The organism is Rhizobium sp. BK418 (assembly GCF_004341105.1).
Classification (GTDB): Bacteria; Pseudomonadota; Alphaproteobacteria; order Rhizobiales; family Rhizobiaceae; genus Rhizobium.
Map to the genome: position 1 here is coordinate 43,060 of NZ_SLZK01000006.1, position 17,700 is coordinate 60,759.

At 60.1% G+C, this 17,700-nt stretch carries 14 protein-coding genes; 4 read left to right on the top strand and 10 right to left on the bottom strand.

Annotated features, from left to right (window positions below; genetic code table 11):
- Nucleotides 1-14: 14 nt before the first annotated feature.
- Nucleotides 15-3,323, bottom strand: coding sequence for a Ti-type conjugative transfer relaxase TraA (traA, locus tag EV281_RS22340; protein ID WP_132656375.1), 3,309 nt, complete (start codon nt 3,321-3,323; stop codon nt 15-17).
- 324 nt (nt 3,324-3,647) lie between these two features.
- Nucleotides 3,648-4,343: a dimethylsulfonioproprionate lyase family protein gene (locus EV281_RS22345; protein ID WP_132656377.1), complete on the bottom strand. Its 696-nt coding sequence runs from the start codon at nt 4,341-4,343 to the stop codon at nt 3,648-3,650.
- Nucleotides 4,344-4,466: 123 nt separating this feature from the next.
- Between EV281_RS22345 and EV281_RS22350 the strand changes: the two genes are divergently transcribed.
- Genes EV281_RS22350 through EV281_RS22360 form a run of 3 tightly spaced genes read left to right on the top strand, consistent with a single transcriptional unit; the run spans nt 4,467 to nt 6,496 of the window.
- The gene (locus EV281_RS22350) at nt 4,467-5,006 is read left to right on the top strand and encodes a sigma-70 family RNA polymerase sigma factor (protein ID WP_132656379.1); all 540 of its coding nucleotides are present in this window, start codon (nt 4,467-4,469) and stop codon (nt 5,004-5,006) included.
- Nucleotides 4,993-5,760: an anti-sigma factor gene (locus tag EV281_RS22355; RefSeq protein ID WP_132656381.1), complete on the top strand. Its 768-nt coding sequence runs from the start codon at nt 4,993-4,995 to the stop codon at nt 5,758-5,760. Before EV281_RS22350 ends, EV281_RS22355 begins: the two co-directional genes overlap by 14 nt.
- A gap of 19 nt (nt 5,761-5,779) precedes the next feature.
- Nucleotides 5,780-6,496 carry a Bax inhibitor-1/YccA family protein gene (locus tag EV281_RS22360; protein ID WP_132656383.1) on the top strand — a complete coding sequence of 239 codons (717 nt, stop codon included), beginning with the start codon at nt 5,780-5,782 and terminating at the stop codon, nt 6,494-6,496.
- A 306-nt stretch (nt 6,497-6,802) separates the two neighbouring features.
- Here EV281_RS22360 and EV281_RS22365 read toward each other — a convergent pair whose 3' ends face one another.
- From EV281_RS22365 to EV281_RS22395, 7 genes are all read right to left on the bottom strand, one after another.
- Nucleotides 6,803-7,942 carry a CapA family protein gene (locus tag EV281_RS22365; RefSeq protein ID WP_132656385.1) on the bottom strand — a complete coding sequence of 380 codons (1,140 nt, stop codon included), beginning with the start codon at nt 7,940-7,942 and terminating at the stop codon, nt 6,803-6,805.
- A 12-nt stretch (nt 7,943-7,954) separates the two neighbouring features.
- Nucleotides 7,955-9,850, bottom strand: coding sequence for a CocE/NonD family hydrolase (locus EV281_RS22370; RefSeq protein ID WP_245508340.1), 1,896 nt, complete (start codon nt 9,848-9,850; stop codon nt 7,955-7,957).
- A 132-nt stretch (nt 9,851-9,982) separates the two neighbouring features.
- Entirely contained in the window at nt 9,983-11,557 is a 1,575-nt protein-coding gene (locus EV281_RS22375; protein WP_132656387.1) for an ABC transporter substrate-binding protein, read from the bottom strand.
- Between the two features lie 16 nt (nt 11,558-11,573).
- Nucleotides 11,574-12,611 carry an oligopeptide/dipeptide ABC transporter ATP-binding protein gene (locus EV281_RS22380; RefSeq protein WP_132656389.1) on the bottom strand — a complete coding sequence of 346 codons (1,038 nt, stop codon included), beginning with the start codon at nt 12,609-12,611 and terminating at the stop codon, nt 11,574-11,576.
- Nucleotides 12,608-13,579, bottom strand: coding sequence for an ABC transporter ATP-binding protein (locus EV281_RS22385; protein ID WP_132656391.1), 972 nt, complete (start codon nt 13,577-13,579; stop codon nt 12,608-12,610). Before EV281_RS22385 ends, EV281_RS22380 begins: the two co-directional genes overlap by 4 nt.
- Nucleotides 13,580-13,584: 5 nt before the next feature.
- Entirely contained in the window at nt 13,585-14,484 is a 900-nt protein-coding gene (locus EV281_RS22390; protein ID WP_132656393.1) for an ABC transporter permease, read from the bottom strand.
- On the bottom strand, nt 14,481-15,455 hold the full coding sequence (locus tag EV281_RS22395) for an ABC transporter permease (RefSeq protein WP_132656395.1): 975 nt from the start codon (nt 15,453-15,455) through the stop codon (nt 14,481-14,483). The genes EV281_RS22390 and EV281_RS22395 overlap by 4 nt, the downstream gene beginning before the upstream one ends.
- Nucleotides 15,456-15,671: 216 nt before the next feature.
- Between EV281_RS22395 and EV281_RS22400 the strand changes: the two genes are divergently transcribed.
- Nucleotides 15,672-16,592, top strand: a complete 921-nt coding sequence (locus EV281_RS22400; RefSeq protein WP_132656397.1) for a LysR family transcriptional regulator — start codon at nt 15,672-15,674, stop codon at nt 16,590-16,592.
- Here the strand turns inward: EV281_RS22400 and EV281_RS22405 are convergent.
- Nucleotides 16,568-17,698 (bottom strand): RHE_PE00001 family protein, encoded by a 1,131-nt coding sequence (locus EV281_RS22405; RefSeq protein ID WP_132656399.1) that lies wholly within the window; start codon nt 17,696-17,698, stop codon nt 16,568-16,570. The two genes, EV281_RS22400 and EV281_RS22405, sit on opposite strands and share 25 nt — an antisense overlap.
- Between the last annotated feature and the right edge of the window lie 2 nt (nt 17,699-17,700).

Genomic DNA, 17,700 nt, shown 5'->3' on the forward strand with positions numbered 1-17,700 from the left:
TTTGATCATATATGCTATTTCAGGGCTAGTCCCTGAGTCTTCGTTGTTTGCATTATCTCCGCTTGCTTAAGTGCTATGACAGAACGCTCAAACGCAGAAATTTGCTGGACAGTCCGCATCGAGGTCCAGGCGGCCTCGATCTCAAGCCTTTGCGCGGAGGTCATGCCGGCGGTAAGAACACTGAACGCTTCTCCCGTAGCGTCCTTTGCCGTTATTCCTAGAAAAGCGCGCTCCCCGAACCGTTGAGAAACGGCGCGCGCAAATCCTTCGAGCTCGGCCTTTACCTTTGCGTCGGCGAGCACAAGTTCCAGGCCAGCCGAGCGATCGTTTCGATTGATCGCTTCGCGAACACGCTCGAGAACAGCTTTGGCGCCCTGTGACAGATCTGGGATTTCTACCGATAATTTCTCGCGTCGAGTCACTTCTTCTATTTCAGCCCTGCGGGCGATCTGAACTCGCATCTTCAAGAAACGCTCCAGAGAGCGAGCCAGGGCTGGAACATTTACGGACGCAATTTCCCGCTCGCGCGTGTCGCTCTTTCCGGCCAAGAAGCCTGTCTTTCCTTTGAGAGCGCCATATAATTCCGGCGTGTTCGCGATCTTCGAAATTGTATCCTCAGCCACCTTTGCATCGTTGATCATCGCGTCGACGTTGACCGCTTTGAATGCGGCCTCTGGGTGAGCATAGACAAGACGAAACCGAAGCGAGAGATCCTCCCACCCTTTCTTTAGGCTTGGATCCGCGCCGAGCCGGACCTCTATGGCCTGTGCCATCGACTGAGGGAAGGTCGTGATACCGGATACCATCGGCTTCGCTGTCTTGCCTCCACTCACAAGGTCCGCCGTCGAGCCGATCCTCGCGAAACCGAGCCTTTTGCCGACGGCGGCCAGACGGGTAGCGAGACGGAAAAGCATCCCTTTTTGCATGACTACCCAATCGAGCCGATCTTGAAGGATCGATCGTGCAACCCGAACGATGTGCATACCGCGGCGTTCGGCATAAAGCAGAGCCTCCCGATAAAAGCGTTCGCCTCCGTAGTCGAGAGTCGTCTCCTTGGCGTTCCTTCGTGACAGCGTGGCCGCGAGCCCTCCTGCCTTTTCGAACGACCGGCGGCCGTAATAGATGGCAAGATCTTCGCGATGCCGCGTCATCGCCACATATGTCAGGTGCCGCTCCAAGGAGAGCGAGGCGAGCAGCTTGACCTGATCGACGGTGGCGCCTTGGCTCTTGTGAATCGTCGTTGCATAACCGTGATCGACATGGTGATAGAAACGCTGCTCCACGACGACCTGCCGGAGATCGGCGCCCGTACCAACCTCGGCTACGATACGATTAGACGAAGCATCGATCACCCTGCCGAGCAGGCCATTCTTGACGCCGAGCGCACTATCGTTCTTCAGAAAGACGATTTGGTCTCCGCGGGCGAAATTTCGTTTGCCGTCTGCCGTCTCGAAGGTGAAGCCATCGGCGACGATGTTGCGCTCGATTAACATGGCGCGTGCCTTCTCGTTCAGGGCGCGCACGTCGCGGCGCAGATGCGCCAGGATGAGTGATGTCTTGTTCGGATCGTAGTCTCGCGACCAATCCGATATCAGAGCGGCGACGGCTTGCGCCTTCAACTCCGAACCCATTATCCTATCGTTGGCGCGATAGGCATCAATTGCCCTATCGATATTGCCGCGGGCAAGTTCAAGCGACGCCTCGCGCATCCACTCGGCTTCCTGGCGGTAGATCGTATCGAGTTCGGCATAGCCGATGCGATCGGCAATCGCCCGAAAGGCGGCACCGGCCTCGATCGGCTGCAGTTGTTCCGGATCGCCGACGAGGACGAGCTTGGCACCGGTTCTGGTTACTGCCTCAACAAAATACGCCATCTGCCTTGACGACACCATGCCGGCCTCGTCGAGCACAAAGACAGTCTTACCATCGATATGATCGCGGCCTTGGCTCCAACGCAGTTCCCAGGATGAGAGTGTGCGCGAGGCGATGCCGGCCTCCTTCTCCAGGCCCTCCGCTGCCTTGCCGGCAAGTGCACCGCCAATGACACGGTAACCCGCCGACTCCCAGGCCTCGCGGGCAGCGTTCATCATCGTGGTCTTGCCGGCACCGGCACGTCCGACGACTGCGACCATCCGCCCGTCGCCAGTAACATGTTCGAGGGCTGCCTTCTGCTCATCGGACAGCAGCGCGTGCCGCAAAAACATTGCCTGCAGGACGTTGCCCTTGATGCCATGCGACGAACGCTGTGATAGCCAGTTTGCTCGTTTTGCCATTTCGGATTCCAAGAGGATCATTTCGCGCGTGGTATATCGTGCTGGCGAGCGTTGACCGGTCGCAAGATCGATGCGCTCGCCTTCGAGCCTGACAGCGCGTGGACTCTTCAGGATCCGTGCCATCAGGATCCGGAATCGCTCTTCCCCGTCGATATACCGATGCAAGACTCTAGCCACATCGCGTTCGTCGAAGACGCTTTTTTCCCGCGTGATCAGGTCGAGCACCAGGTTGGGATTGCGCGAGATACGCGTCGCGTTCTCAGTGCGCCGTTCTTCTTGCAACTCGAGCCGATCAAGCGAGACGGGCTGACCTGATCTGGCGGCTTTTCGCTCAATCGCTTTAGTGCGAACGCCGAGATGGACGGTTGGCACCAACTCGATCCCCTGCTTTTCGTAGGAGCGGCCATCAACCCTTATATCGTGACCGGCAAGAGCTAAGTGGCGATTTAGTTCGGCAAACCAACCGTCGCGGAGCGTATTAAACTCCTCGATACTACCTAACCAGCGCTTGTAGACGATTTTGCCCGCACCAGTGCGGATCGGGCGGCCTTGATCTCCCAGCAGCGGAACGATACTTGGACCAAAGCCAGTTTCAGTCAGCGGGCGAACTGTGATCATCAGATGCACATGTGGATTGCCGGGCGCGTTATGATACACCCAATCGGCCACCATGCCCTTGGATGTGACGTAAACCTCCACAAAGTCGCGCATCAACGCGATGTTCTGCTTCGATGACAGCTCGATTGGCAAACCCAATATGATCTCCTTGGCGAGCTGAGCATTTAAACGCTTTGAAGTAGTTTCAACCTTGTTCCAGAGGGCTTCGGACGCACCCGAGACCGACCGTGCGGCGGTCATCGACCGCAGCCATTCAGGCGCATCAGAGGGGATAGCCAGTTCCTCATGGAGAAGACCCCTCTTGCGGGAATAGTCGACAGTCTGCGCTTCTCGCTCAATTTTCATCCGCGCACAATGGCTGTAGGCGGCAAGTTGCACTGCGCTCCGGCCCGAACCTCGTGCCACGATTCTAACCGAGAAATGCGATGCCACAGCGTAAGCTCCTTGCAGGCGAAACGTGGTTTCGTCGAAGGCGGAAGCACTACGGCAGCTTAGGAAGGGGGTTCTTATAGCCGGATGCGCCGCCCGTTAAGACGACCCGGATCATGCGCAGAGGCATTGACTGCGCCAACTCGCATTTGTGTTAGTAGACCGGTGGCTAATGCGTGCCTAATCGATGCAATCGGAGAAACACTTTAGCACCGCCGAGCCGGACCAGTTATAGCATCGCCAACTGGCCGACAGGCGCGAGCAAGCGATCCTCACACCGGCGAGCATCAAGCCGCTCGCCTCCGCGAATTGCGGGGCTTGCGAGGACTATCTTCTCGATTTCCCGATCTCTTCGACGTGACACCAGACCGTAAGTAGTGAAGTCGCGGTGCAACGCATGGCAAAGGACTGTCCCGCTTCGGCAGCGAAGACGCCGCCTGTTCCGCTCGAAAACCAACTCTCTCCGGCAATCGACAGTTCGCACGGAGAGAGCAACAGGAACGCCCGAGAAAATCGCTGAACATGATCGGGGAAACGGCTGTAAGGCTCCATGTAGGTGAGGCCAATGCGAATATCCGTCCGGTCTTCAAGTCCGCCGGGCCCGACGATTACGCTATGGGCATGAGCTGTCTCGAAGTTCAGGCTGGCAAATGGCCCGCTTCTGCCTCGGATCCACACAAGCGAGTGAGCTAGCCGCCGAACGCAGTGCGCTATCTCCGCGCAAACCTTTCCAGTCGCGATTGCATTCTTGAGAGTAGACTCAAGGCCCGAAGGGATTCCGGTGTCCTGGAGCTGCCTCTGATTCAGCGTCCCCGTGCGTTCAAGTTTTTGGAAAACCTTGCCTGCAACAAAACTCGCCATCGTCGAGGCCGACGGGTCCAGCATCGCGCGGGCCAGCGAGTTCAAGAAGTTTTCGAGCTCTGCCGGACGCTCCGCGGCGCCCCGCTCGCGAAGCCTGCGTTTTACCGGTTCTTTCTCGTCGGTGATGAGGAGATCTGCTTCTCGTTTGGTGGTCCTGCTCATTACCTTCTCCGTGCGGCCCCTTCCCTACAGTGCCTGGTCCGGTTTCGGCAAGGTTTCCGATCGATGCGAAAAAAATCTGCATCGCTGCGGAATAAAATCTCAAATGCATTCGTATACTCAATCATGGAACGGAAAGAACGCCCCTTCGATGTCATCGGTCAGCTCGCAGCGCTTCGCCGCTATGCGCGCTCCCTGGTGCGCAATTCGGACGAGGCGGAGGATCTGGTGCACGACGCGCTGGTCCGGGCCTTCGAGAAGCGCAAGAGCTTCCGCAGCAGCGGAAACCTGCGCACTTGGCTGCTTTCCATCCTGCACAATGCGCATATCGACCGCGTTCGCCAAAACCGTTCGCTGACGCGCCGCCATGACGAGGCGGCAGTCGATGCGGAACAGGCGCTGCCGGCCGGACAGGAACATGCGGTGCGCCTGCAGCAGGTGCGCAACGCCTTCTTCAGCCTGCCGGAGGAACAGCGTGAGGCGCTGCATCTCGTGGCGATCGAAGACCTGTCCTACCAGGAAGCCGCCAATGCGCTCGGCATTCCCGTCGGAACGCTGATGTCGCGCATTTCCCGCGCCCGCGCCCAGTTGCGCGAGTTCGAGGAAAAGACGCCGCGCATCGCGCATCTGAGATTAATTGGAGGGAACGGCAATGAAAGCGATTGATCCGATCATCGATGCCGATCTCGACGCCTATGTGGACGGCGAGCTCGATGTCGCGCGGCGCATTCAGGTAGAATCCTATCTTTCCGAGAATCCGGCGACCGCCGCAAAGGTCATGGCCGATCTCAGCATGAAGGGCGAATTGCGCCTGGCTCTGGCAGGCGCAAGCGCCTTCGGTCGTCCTGAGACGCGCGATGCCGCCCGCAGGCTGGAACGCGGCCTGTCCTACGGTCGTATCCTGCATTCGATGCAGCGCATCGCCGCAGTCGGCGTTCTACTGGCCGCAGGCTGGGTGGCCCATAATTCCTTCGGTGCCTTTACGGCAACGGAAGTCGCCGCCTCGGTTCCGGCCCCTGCCTATGTCGAGGATGCAGTGCGCGCCTATCGTACGGCAGCCCTTCGCGAAACCATTCCGTCGCAGAAAACCCAGGTCTATAGCGCCGAGGATATCCGTGCTGCGACCGCAATCGTAATGCCGGAATTGCCCAATGACTGGAAGGTTGCCGATGTGCAGATCTTCCCGTCGGAATTTGGACCGAGTGTCGAAATGGCAATCGAGGAGACCGACGGCAAACGCCTGTCGCTCTTTGCGGTGCGCCCGGGCGCTTTCGAGGTGAAACCGGTCAGCCATATCGCTCTTGAAAAAACAGAAGCCGCCTACTGGCAGATCGGCGACGTCGCTTACGCGCTGATCGCCGATAACAGCGGCACCAATCTCGATCAGGCAGCCGAACGGCTTGCCCAGTCGCTCTACTAGTTCAACCGAGGAGATCAGTATGAACCCGATCAATCCCCGTTATGGTTACGGCTCCGGCGCCCAGACACAGGTCCTTTTCGACGAAGGTCTGCGCCAGCACATGCTGCGCGTCTACAATTACATGGCGCTCGGCCTCGTGATCACCGGCATCGTCGCCTTCATCGTCGGCTCGACGCCGGCGCTCTACGTGCCGATCTTCCAGACGCCGCTCAAGTGGGTGGTGATGCTGGCGCCGCTCGCCTTCGTCTTCTTCTTCTCGTTCCGCATCCAGTCGATGTCGTCGAGCATCGCACAGATGACCTTCTGGGCTTTCTGCGCCGTGATGGGCCTGTCGCTTGCTTCCGTCTTCCTGGTCTTCACCAAGACGAGCATCGCACAGACCTTCTTCATCACCGCCGCCATGTTCGGTGCGATCAGCCTCTACGGCTACACGACCAAGCGTGACCTCTCGAAGATGGGTTCCTTCCTGATGATGGGCCTGTTCGGCATCATCATCGCCGGTATCGTCAACATCTTCCTGGGTTCGAGCGCCCTGCAGTTTGCGATCTCGGTCATCGGTATCGTGGTCTTCGTTGGCCTGACTGCCTACGACACGCAGAACATCAAGGAACAGTATTCGGAAAACTACGATCAGGAATCGAATCAGAAGCTCGCCGTCTTCGGCGCTCTGTCGCTCTACCTGAACTTCGTCAACATCTTCCAGCTTCTGCTCAACTTCACGGGCGAGCGGGAATAAGGACCGCGCTTCTGGGGGCAATGGAAGCGCAAGAGCGCCCGGTTCGAAATCTGTGACAGGATGGCGGATCGGGTGCTCACCCTAAAGAACGGCCGGGTTAGATGCCCGGCCGTTTTCGTTGGTCACCGACTGTGGTGCGCCGTTAAGCTTCTGCCGTTGCCAATTATCCAAGAGTGGCGGTCCTCGAAGCGGTCGCAAAATCCGGCACTGGTTTCTCGCTTCAGCATCCGGCGATGGAAACTCGGCATCGATCTCGTATTCATAGGTGCTCGGCAGTCTGACCCCACGCGGCCGATCGATGCTCGCTTATTGGGTGTCGCTGTGAGTTCGAGACAGAGCCCGCACACGAACTGCTTCTGCGTCATTCTCCGTGAGGGGAACTGGTGCAGGTGAGATCCCTGCCGATGGTCGCCCGACCGCAACCGGCAGGATGTCGAGGCCTGTGCAAACACCGTCGTAGCCAAGCGTCAACCGCAAGGCGGCACTTCTCCACACGTCGACACCCTTCTCGTCGTAGGTGGACGCGCGGTTCGTGTGGAAGACGAAATTGCCAAGACCAGGGATTATCGCCTTGCCCCGGTGGAAAAATATCGGCTGCATGACCGGCGAACCGGTTCCAAGGATGATGTCTGCCCCATCATCTATCAGATCGCGGCAGAGATCGAGCATCCATTCAGGTGTCTCCGACCAATTCGCATCCCAGTGATGCGTGTGAACCGCTATCGCCACCAAATGGCCCGCTGCTTTCGCAGCGCCAATGCCAGCCATAAGCCGACCCCAATCCCTTTCGTCCGCCAAGAAGGAAACACCGATCGCGTCGCCGGGAACGACCGGCGTGCCGAAAACCTGGAGGGTGGTCTCCTCTGCTATATCGTAGCCGACGGCGGTTCGCGCGATAGAGCGCTTGTCGTCGCCGAGAGCGCCGGTCAACCGCTGCAGCATTGCGAACTCGTCAGGCGGCACACTTACCGTCCGCTTCATCCGCAGTGGCGCTGTTCCGGCGCGATCGGAAGAGGCATAAGTAATATCAGGCTGCGGGCCGAGATCGACCGAGAAGATCGCCAGGGTATTATTCATATTCCCAAGGACGGCAGGCCTCGCCGCCTCCTCGATACTCATCCCGCTGCCAGTAAGCTTCAGCCCTGCCCTTTCGGCCGCGGCCCTGGTGGACGCAATGCCCGGCGGCCCAAGATCGAAGGCATGATTGTTAGCGTGGGTGAGCGCGTGGAAGCCGAGCTTGCGCACGGAGACGAGCGCCTCTGGCGAGGCCAGATGCAGCGTCTTGGTCTTGGTCGGCCACGCACCCTCCGTCGTAACCGTCGCCTCGAGATTTGCAAAGGCGACGTCCGCCGCCAAGAAATCCATGACCTGCCGCTGTCCTTCACCGGAAATATCGAGCGGGCCGTGGATGAGGATTTGGCCGGTGACGGCGACGGTGAGCGACATGCTCCGATCCTTCTATCTGGTGAAAGGCTTCAGCGCCACCATCGCTTCGTTGCCGACGATCGGCAGGCGGATCGCCGAGGGATGCGCGGCATCGCAAAACACTCTGTTGCGGGCGATCTCGGTCGTCCGGCCCCGGCCTTCCGGCGCATAGGTGTTCGGGTTGACGTCGTATTTCGGGAAATTCGACGAGGAAATGTCCAGGCGGATGCGATGGCCCTTGGCGAAGAGGTTGGCGGTGGCGAAGGGCTCGATCGTCACCTTGAAGATCTCGCCGGGAACGATCGGTTCCGGCTTTTCGAAGGAATTCCGGTAGCGGCAACGGATGATGCCGTCGGTGATGTTGAGCGCATAGCCGGTCGGGTAGTCTTCGCTTGGCGGATAGACGTCGATCAGTTTGGCGGTGAAGTCAGTGTCCGGTGCATCCGACGAGACGTAGAGTTCGATGGTGACCGGGCCGACGACCGCGACGTCTTCGACCAATGCCTCGGTCTCGAAGGACAGCACATCGGCGCGGGCCGAGAGCGGCAGGCCAGGGTATTTCGAGCCGTAGAACTTTTCACCCTCGCGCTGGTCGAAGCCGCCTCCTTCGAAGATCGGCTGGCCGCTCGTCAGTGACCCGCCGATGGTGGGAACAGGGTTCTTCGGATCGAAATCGTACACGAAGGGCGCGGCATCGACCTTCGGTCTTTCGGTCGAGAGCAGGCCATTTTCGTGGATGTGGAAATCGCGGTATTCTGTGCCCGGCAGCGGCCAGTCAGCAGCCTCGATCCAGCGGCCACCGTGATCGAGCAGCCCCTCGTCATTGCGCCTGCCCGAACCGCCACCCATGACGAAGGCGCGCACGGTCGGTTCGTCCTGCACCCCGTTTTCCTTGCCTTTCAGCCAGCGGTCAAACCAGTTGCGGCGGAAGGCCATCCAGCTTTCCACGACATTGCCGCCGAGCGGTGCGGCCGCCCCGAAAGACGTGTCGCCGGCGAGCGTGGTGTTGCGGTTGCCGTGCAGCCAGGGCCCCATGATCAATTGCAGTTTGCGACCCGAAAGACCTCGATAATTGTCGAGCGTCGACTTTACATAGGCATCGTACCAGCTGGACATCAGCACGCAGGGCACCTGCGGGAAGGTTTCGTAGTATCCTTCCATGTAGAGGCCGACGCGACGCCAGCTGTCGTCGAACGTGCCACTGCGCCATTGTTCCAGAAGGTAACTTTCGTATTCCGGCATCCAGCGTACCGGCGATACGCCCTCGCGCCACGGCATGACGGAGAACCAGGCTCGCAGATCCTCGGCCTCCATGGCAGCGCGGGCGAATTCGTCACCCTCGCCGATCGCCTGGTTATACGCCCATGTCGCCTGTTTCAGCTCAAAGGCGCCGCCTTGACGGATGCCGCACTGGAAGGCATTCGAAAAACCGCCGGAATCCATGATCATGCAGGAAAGGCCAGGCGGATTGAGACAGGCGAGCGCCGCCTGCGTATGTGCCGCATAGGACAGGCCCATCGTACCGAACTTGCCGTTGGACCAGGGCTGTTCCAGCAACCAGCCGGCGGTGTCGTAACCGTCGGCGGCTTCGGAAACGTATTTGCTGAATTCGCCTTCGGAATTGTATCGGCCGCGGCAGTCCTGATAGATCACCACATATCCGGCACGGACGAAGAAGCTTGCCACTTCATGGCGGTTCATCGGCGTCGTCATACCGATCTCGATCTCGGAGCGTGAGCGTTCGGCCTTGCCGTAGGGCGTGCGTTCCATTATCGCCGGCAACCGGTCTTCGATCGCCTTGCCGTCCTTGACGGGTCGATAAACGTCTGTCGCGAGCCGAATACCGTCGCGCATCGTCACCATCACATCGCGCTCGGCGAGTACGTCGTCGGCAATCATTTCAACGCGCGAAGGCGCCAGGCTATCCATGTCGGTATCCTCAAAATCAATGCGAAGGCCCGGACCGGACCGCCGCATTCTGCGACCGGCCCGGGAGTGGCCCCGCGCCGGAACACGCGGCGCAGCGGCATATCGCTGGGTTGGTTGCGTGTGCCGCAACCGCTACTCCGCAAGCCCGGCAAGAACCGGCGTTGTATCTTCCGTCATGTTGGCGACATAGGAGAGGTTCGCCTTGCCGGCCCAGTGGACTTTCTGCCAGTAGAGCGGAATGACCGGCACGTCGGCGAAGACCAGCTTTGTCGCGTTCTGCAGCATTTCGATACGCTTCTTGGCGTCGAATTCGGAAGTCGCGGCCAGCATCGCCTGATCGAAGGCCGGGTTCGAATATTTGGTGCGGTTGAACGAACCGGTGCCGGCCTCCTTGTTGGCGGTCATCAACAGGTTGCGCAGACCGGTTGCCGAGGTCGGCGTGGAATTGCCGAGCGAGAAGATGAAGGCCGAGAACTCGCCATTCGACGCGCCCTTGGTATAAACGTTGTACGGCTGAGCGACGACGCCATTGACCTTCAGTCCACCGCGGGCAAACATCTGGCCGACTGCCTGGGCAACTTCCGCATCTCCGGGGAACCGATCGTTGGAAGTGTGAATGGTGATGCCGAAGCCGTCCTTGTAACCGGCATCGGCAAGCAGCTTCTTCGCATCGTTCGCGTCGAAGGCCGGAACCTTGATCGACGGATCGCTGCCGGCGACGCCGTTCGGCACCAGCTGGCCGGCCGCTTCCGCCGATCCGTCAAGGATGCGGTCGATGATCAGCTGGCGGTTGACGAGTTCGGACAGCGCCTGGCGGACCTTGACGTCCTTCAGCGGGTTCTTGTCCAGCGGCTTGCCATCCTTGTCGGTAACGAACGGACTCTTGTCGCGGACGCTATCAAGCGCGAGGTAGATCAGACGGGAGGAGGCGATCGAGAAGACCTTGAGGCCGGAAACGCCCTGGATGGTCTTGACGTCCCCCGGCGGCACCGCGTCGATCAGGTCAACGGCGCCGGAACGCAATGCCGCGACGCGCGAAGCGTCGTTGGAGATGAACTTGACCGTGACCTTGTCGAAATCCTGCTTCTTGCCCCAGTAGGCATCGTTCTTGGTCATCACCAGGTTATCGCCGGGCGTCCAGGAGGTGAACTTGTAGGCGCCGGTGCCGATAGCGGCCTTGCCGCTGTTGTAGTCCTCGATCGTGGCATTTTCGGCAACCTTTTTCTCAAGGATATAAACGAAGCCAATCTGTTCGATGAAATCGGGCGTCGGTGCCTTGGTCTTGAATTCGATCGTCAGATCGTCGATCGCCTTCATGCTGGCGATGGTCGCGACGTTGCCGGAGAAGGGCGCCGGGCTGTTCGGCACGTTCTTGGCACGGTTCAGCGAGAAGATGACATCGTCGGCCGTCAGCGGGTTGCCATCATGGAACTTCACGCCGTCACGCAGCTTCACCTGCCAGGTCAGCGGATCGACATTTGTCCAGGAAACGGCAAGTGCCGGCTCCATATTGATCGTGGCATCCGTGCTGACCAGGCGGTCGAACATCGACTGTGCGATATTTTGGTTGTTACCGGTGCGCGAGAAAAGCGGATCGATGGCGGACGGCTCTGTGGCGCTGCCGATAATGAGGTCGGCGGCATGGACGGAGCCCAGCGAAAGCACCGTGGCGGCAACGCCGGCCAGGAGCAGTTTCATCGGTTTCATATTTTCATTCCCCTCTTCAGATGGCCGTTTCGGCCGTTGCATTCGTGGTTTCGGTCACCGGCTGATCGTTCAGATGGCACGCACTGACGTGACCGGCGGCATTTTTCTTGAGGACCGGCCGCTCCACACGGCAGCGGTCGAAAGCCTTCGGACAGCGGGGATGGAAATGGCATCCCGCCGGCGGGTGAAGCGGTGATGGGATCTCCCCTTTGATCGGCGTAAAGCTGCGCCGGCGGTCGGAGACATCGGGCAGTTCGCGGATCAGCGCCTGCGTATAGGGGTGTTTTGGATTGTTGAAGACTTCGTCCGGCGTGGCGCTTTCCACCACGCGGCCAAGGTACATGACGACGACTCGGTCGCAGATATGTTTCACCACCCCGAGATCGTGACTGATGAAGAGATAGGTGAGGCCGAATTCTCGCTTCAGGTCCATGAAGAGATTGAGGATCTGCGCCTGGATCGAGACGTCGAGGGCGGCGACCGACTCATCGCAGACCAGCAACTTCGGCTTCACGGCCAGTGCGCGGGCAATTCCGATGCGCTGGCGCTGCCCTCCGGAGAACTGGTGAGGATAGCGGTCGAGATAGGTGGCATCGAGGCCAACGCGTTCTGCAAGCGTAGCCACATACTCGCGCATCTCGCGGGCCTTGACGATGCCATGCACTTTGGGCGCCTCGCCGATCAGGTCGATCACCTTCTTGCGCGGGTTGAGCGTCGACATTGGATCCTGGAAGATCATCTGGGCACCAAGGCGCATGGCGCGCTTTTCCTCGCCTTCCAGCGCCGTCAGCGCCGTGCCTTGCCAGCGCACTTCGCCGTCGCTTGCCGGTATGATACCGGCCATGACGCGGCCGAGCGTCGACTTTCCGCAACCGGATTCGCCGACCAGGCCGACCACCTCACCCGGATAGACGGCGAGATCGACATGATCGACCGCGTGGACGGTCTTTTCCTCAAGGCCGGCACCAAACAGGTTGGCGATCTTTTCCGCATAGTCGAGTTTTCGTGAAAAGCGGCGGCTGACATCGGCTGCTTCGATAAGTGACGTCGTCATGCGGCTCTCCCGACATGTGGATGGAAGCAGCGAAATTCACGTCCGGCCGCGATTTCCGTCACGGGGTCGGTGGCGCAGATTTCGGTCGCGCGGGCACAGCGATCACGGAAGGCGCAGCCCGAGGGACGTGACAGAGGCGACGGCGCAAAACCCGGAATGGGACGCAACGGCTCGCCGCGCGGTACGGCGGCGGGAACGGCACACAGGAGGCCTGACGTGTAGGGATGGCGCGGCTCGGTCAGAACGCCGTCCACCTGCCCCGCCTCGACGATCTTGCCGGCATACATGACCATGACGCGGTCTGCGAGTGCGGCGACGACGCCGAGATCGTGGCTGATCCAGATCAGCGCCATGGCAAACTCAGCGGCGAGCCGCTTGATCTCGTAAAGGATCTGCGACTGGATCGTTACGTCGAGCGCGGTCGTCGGTTCATCGGCGATGATCAGGTCCGGCCGGTGCAGGAGGGCAATCGCGATCGCCACACGCTGACGCATGCCGCCTGAAAACTGGTGCGGATAAGAGTCCAACCGCTCGTCCGGCGACGGGATGCCGACAAGACCGAGCGCATCGCGCGAACGGGCGCGCGCCTCGGCGCGAGAAACCCTATCATGCGCCTGTACGGTTTCGATCATCTGGGTGCCGACAGACAGAACCGGGTTCAGCGTCATCATCGGATCCTGGAAGATCATCGCGATGCGTTTCCCCCTGATCGCTCGCATGGCGGTCGGCGGCATCTTCAAGAGATCCTCGCCGTTGAAAAGAACCTGGCCGGAGACGACACGACCTGGCGGATCGACGAGGCCGAGGATTGAGAAGCCGGTGATCGACTTGCCGGACCCAGATTCCCCGACTAGGCCGACGATTTCCCGCTGGCCGACCGTGAAGCTGACATCATCGACGGCTTTCAGTACGCCGCGTCGCGTCATGAAATGAGTGGAAAGGTTTTTGACTTGGAGAACCGGGGTCATCTTTCTCACCTCTCGCCCAGACGAGGGTTCAGCACTTCGCGGAGGCGATCGCCGACGATGTTGATCGAAAAGACGAGGATGAGCAGCAGCACGCCCGGATAGACGCTGATCCAGTATTCGCCGGACATTAGCAGCTGGTAACCGTTGGCGATGAGGAGGCCGAGCGAGGGCTCGGTGATCGGCAGGCCGATGCCGAGGAAGGAGAGCGTCGCTTCCGCCGAAATCGCGTTTGCCATCTGCAGCATACCGATGACGATCAGCGGCGGCAGGCAGTTGGGCAGGAGATGACCGAGGAGGATGCGCGGTGTCGAAAGGCCGAGCGTTCGTGCCGCCTCGACATAGTCCTTGTTCTTTTCGACGAGGGCTGCGCTGCGCACGGCCCGGGCGAAAGTTGCCCATTGCACGAGAACCAGCGCGAATATGACCTTCCAAAGCCCCTGTCCCAGCAGCGCCAGCAGCATCAGCGCGACGAGGATGGTCGGGAAGCCGAGCATCAGGTCGACGACACGCATGATCAACGCCTCGATTCGGCCGCCGAAATATGCAGCGATCAGGCCGAGCACGGTGCCGACGATGAGTGCGACGAGGCCAGAGAAGACGCCGACGCCGAGGCTGGTGCGCAGGCCATAGATCATCGCTGAGAACATATCGCGACCTTGCCCATCCGTACCGAGAAGATAGGTAAGCCCATCCAAGCTTTGAGAGCCGGGCGGCAACTTGGCGTCGAGAATGTCGAGGACGGCGAGATCAAAGGGATCTTGCGGCGTCAGGTAAGGGCCGACAATGGCGGCAAACAGCAGGACCACGCAAACGATGGCAGCGATCACCGCCTTCGGACTGCGGCCGATACCGACCACCAGACGGCCAAGCAGCATATCCTCGTTGAAAAGGGCGGCGACGCTCATGATGCATTTCCGAGGCGAACACGCGGATCGACCAGTGAATAGAGCACGTCGACCACGAAATTGATGAGGATGAAGAGACTGACGATGACCAGCAGATAAGCGACGACGACAGGGCGATCGAGTCGCATGATGCTGTCGATCAGCAGCTTGCCGATGCCTGGCCATGCAAAGATCGTCTCGGTAACAACGGCAAACGCGAGCATGCTTCCGAGCTCGAGCCCGATCACCGTGATCAACGGGATCAAAATGTTCTTGAAGACATGCACGAAGACGATGCGCTTTCCGGAGAGACCTTTGGCGCGGGCGAACTTGACGAAATCGAGCGGCATGGTTTCGCGAACGCCGGTGCGCGTCAGGCGGATCACCAAAGACAGCTTGAAGAGTGACAGATTGATCGCCGGCAAAATGAGGTGTTTCAGGCCGTCCAACGTGAAGAGACTGGAATGGATTCCGAGAAATTCGCCTGTTTGTCCGCGGCCCGTCGATGGCAGCCAGCCGAGCCAGACCGAGAAGATCATGATCAGCATCATGCCCTGCCAGAAGCTCGGCAGCGAAAAGCCGAAGATCGATCCCGTCATTATGACTTCGTCCGTCGCCGAATTCGGCTTCAGGCCGGACAGCAGACCCAGCGGAATCCCGATGATGAGCGCAAAGGCGAGACCGACCAGCGTCAGTTCCAGCGTCGCTGGCAGGCGTTCGAAAATCAGGCTGATCGAGGGGCGGTTGAAAACGAAAGAGCGCCCAAGGTCGCCGTGCAGGGCGTTCCAGCCGAAGGTGAAGAACTGTTCCCAAAGCGGCTTGTCGAGGCCCAGCGAGGCTACGACCTGAGCGCGCTCGGCGGGGCTCGCATCCGGGGCGATCAGCATTTCGGCCGGATCACCGATCGCGTAGATGCCGATGAAGACGATGACCGCGGTCACCAGAAGCACGGCGATGCTCTGAAGGAAGCGGCGAATAACGAACACCGTCATACCGTTCGCTCCGGCTTACATTTCGCCCGCCAAGGACAGATCCATTTCATGAACCGACGTTCCCTTTTTCTGTTTGTTGATGACGACGATAACGAGACCGAAAAGATGTGCAATATTATGAGCGGAACGCATTGACCTATGCGTTTCGCGCGCGCGCAAAAGCTGGCTGCCTGTCTGGCCTTGTGCTTTGCATGAACTTACCCATAGGATCGCGCCATGAATTTCCGGCAGCTCGAAATCTTCAAGACGATCATGGACACCGGCTCCACCATGGCGGCAGCCGCACAGCTCGGCCTGTCGCAATCGGCGATCAGCCGACAACTTGCATCGTTGGAGGAAGAGGTCGGCCGCGAGCTTTTCCTTCGGGACAAGGGTCGCCTGATACCCCGGCCTGAAGCACATCTGCTCGTCGACGAAGTCGATGAGATCGCCCAAAGCGTGTCGCGCCTTCGCGTCAAGATCGGCGATGTGAGATCCGGAGTCTTCGGAGAGGCCTTGGTTCGCGTGGCCTTTCCCCACAGCCTTTCGACCACGATGCTGCCGCCGCTTATTGCGCAGTTCAAGGCGGATCATCCACGGGTGACGGTCGAAATTCTGAGTGGTCCCTATGACGCGATCGAACGGCTGGTGCATAATCGCGTGGCCGATCTCGGTTTCGTGCGGCTGCCTGCAGAAAGCCATTCCTTCGATACGCGCCCGCTTTTCGTAAGCGGCACGACCTGTGTCATGCCGGCGAACCATCCACTCACGGGTAAGGCGGCGATCGATGTAAACGACCTTGCGCGCAATGATCTCATTCTGCTTGGCCGGCAACGGATCAACCGCAACGAACTCGAGCACGAATTGCGACGAATGGTGCCGTCCTATCGCTGCAGCCTCGAAGTTCATTCCGTGGAAACAGCATGCGCCTGCGCGGCTCAAGGGCTTGGAATCGCCATCGTCCCGTCGTTGATCGCCGAGTTTTTCCGAAACGAGGCGATCGCCATGCGTCCTTTCCTGCCGGACAAGGTCTCCGAATATGGCATCATCTCTCTACTCGGCGCCCCGCTCTCCTGGCCGGCGGAGGCATTTATAAACATCTTGAAGAACGGCGGCGGCAGGATAACGCCAAGTCAGATGATACCCCAGGCTCGGTAGCGGCCGCGGCCAGTGATTTCCCTGATACCGATCTCGTTGATCAGATTGAGCGCACCGCGCTGTGTCACGCCGAGCTGCCTGGCGACCATGGCCGCCGACACCATGGGACGCGCCAGGACGAAATCGGCAAGCTGCGGCAGGCTGCTGGTGGACCGGCGGCCGCGAAAGCGCAGCTCCATCTGCGCACGCGCCAGCGTCAGGCGGTCGATTTCCTTGAGACCCGTTGCTGCACTCTCGCGCATCGCATCGAGAAAGGCCCGGAGACGTGTGACCCGATCGCGCGCGCGACGGCGCTCGTGGCGGATCTGTTTCAGCCCGGCATGAAAGGAGAAGAGATGCGAGGCAAGCTTGCCTCTCGCGCGCAGGCTGCTGGCGATGAGGAGGCCGCCAAGCCAATGCTGGCGGCGCAGCGGCTCGATCCTCTCCCAGGCATCGAAGAGAAGGGCGGCAGCGAGGCTTGGCGGCAGCTCCTCGGCGAGCGGGATCAGTCCGCGCCATTCCTGAAGCCGTTCCTCCTCGTTCCATTCGTCGTCATCGAAGAGGCCGAGCGGATCATCATCGCGCCTCGCAGCGGCTTCCGTGAACGGCCCGTCTGAAACGGCCCTTCCGGCATGGCGATCGAGAAGCCTCTGCGAGCGGGCAAGCAGCGCATCGAGCTCGGCGATTTCGGCGGCGAGCGGGGCGTCGTCATCCTGATCGTCAAGTCTGCTCTCGGCAGGCGCAGGGTCATTCGCCTCCTGCTCCCTCCCTTTCTCTTCCAGCGCGTTCGCGGTGAGTACGCCAAGCCCGACGGGGCTCAAGGCCCAGGCCGGGTCAGCCGTCTCGATCCGCCGCCGGGTCCTGAGAACCGAGTGGGCGATCGTCAGCTCGTGGCTCGGCGCACGGCTATCCATATGGGCGTCGTGCAGGACGAGATCCTCGACATGAACAAGCTCGCCCGCCACCCACAAAGCACCAACCGCGTCAAAGAAATGGCTGCGTTCGGCAAAGCCCTGCCCGACCGGCGAGCGCGCCACACGCTCATCGAGCCGGGCCAAGGCATCCTCCGCCCCGGCAATGGTTGGAAGCAGCGTCTGGAGCGTTGCGGCATCAATATCGTAGCGCATTG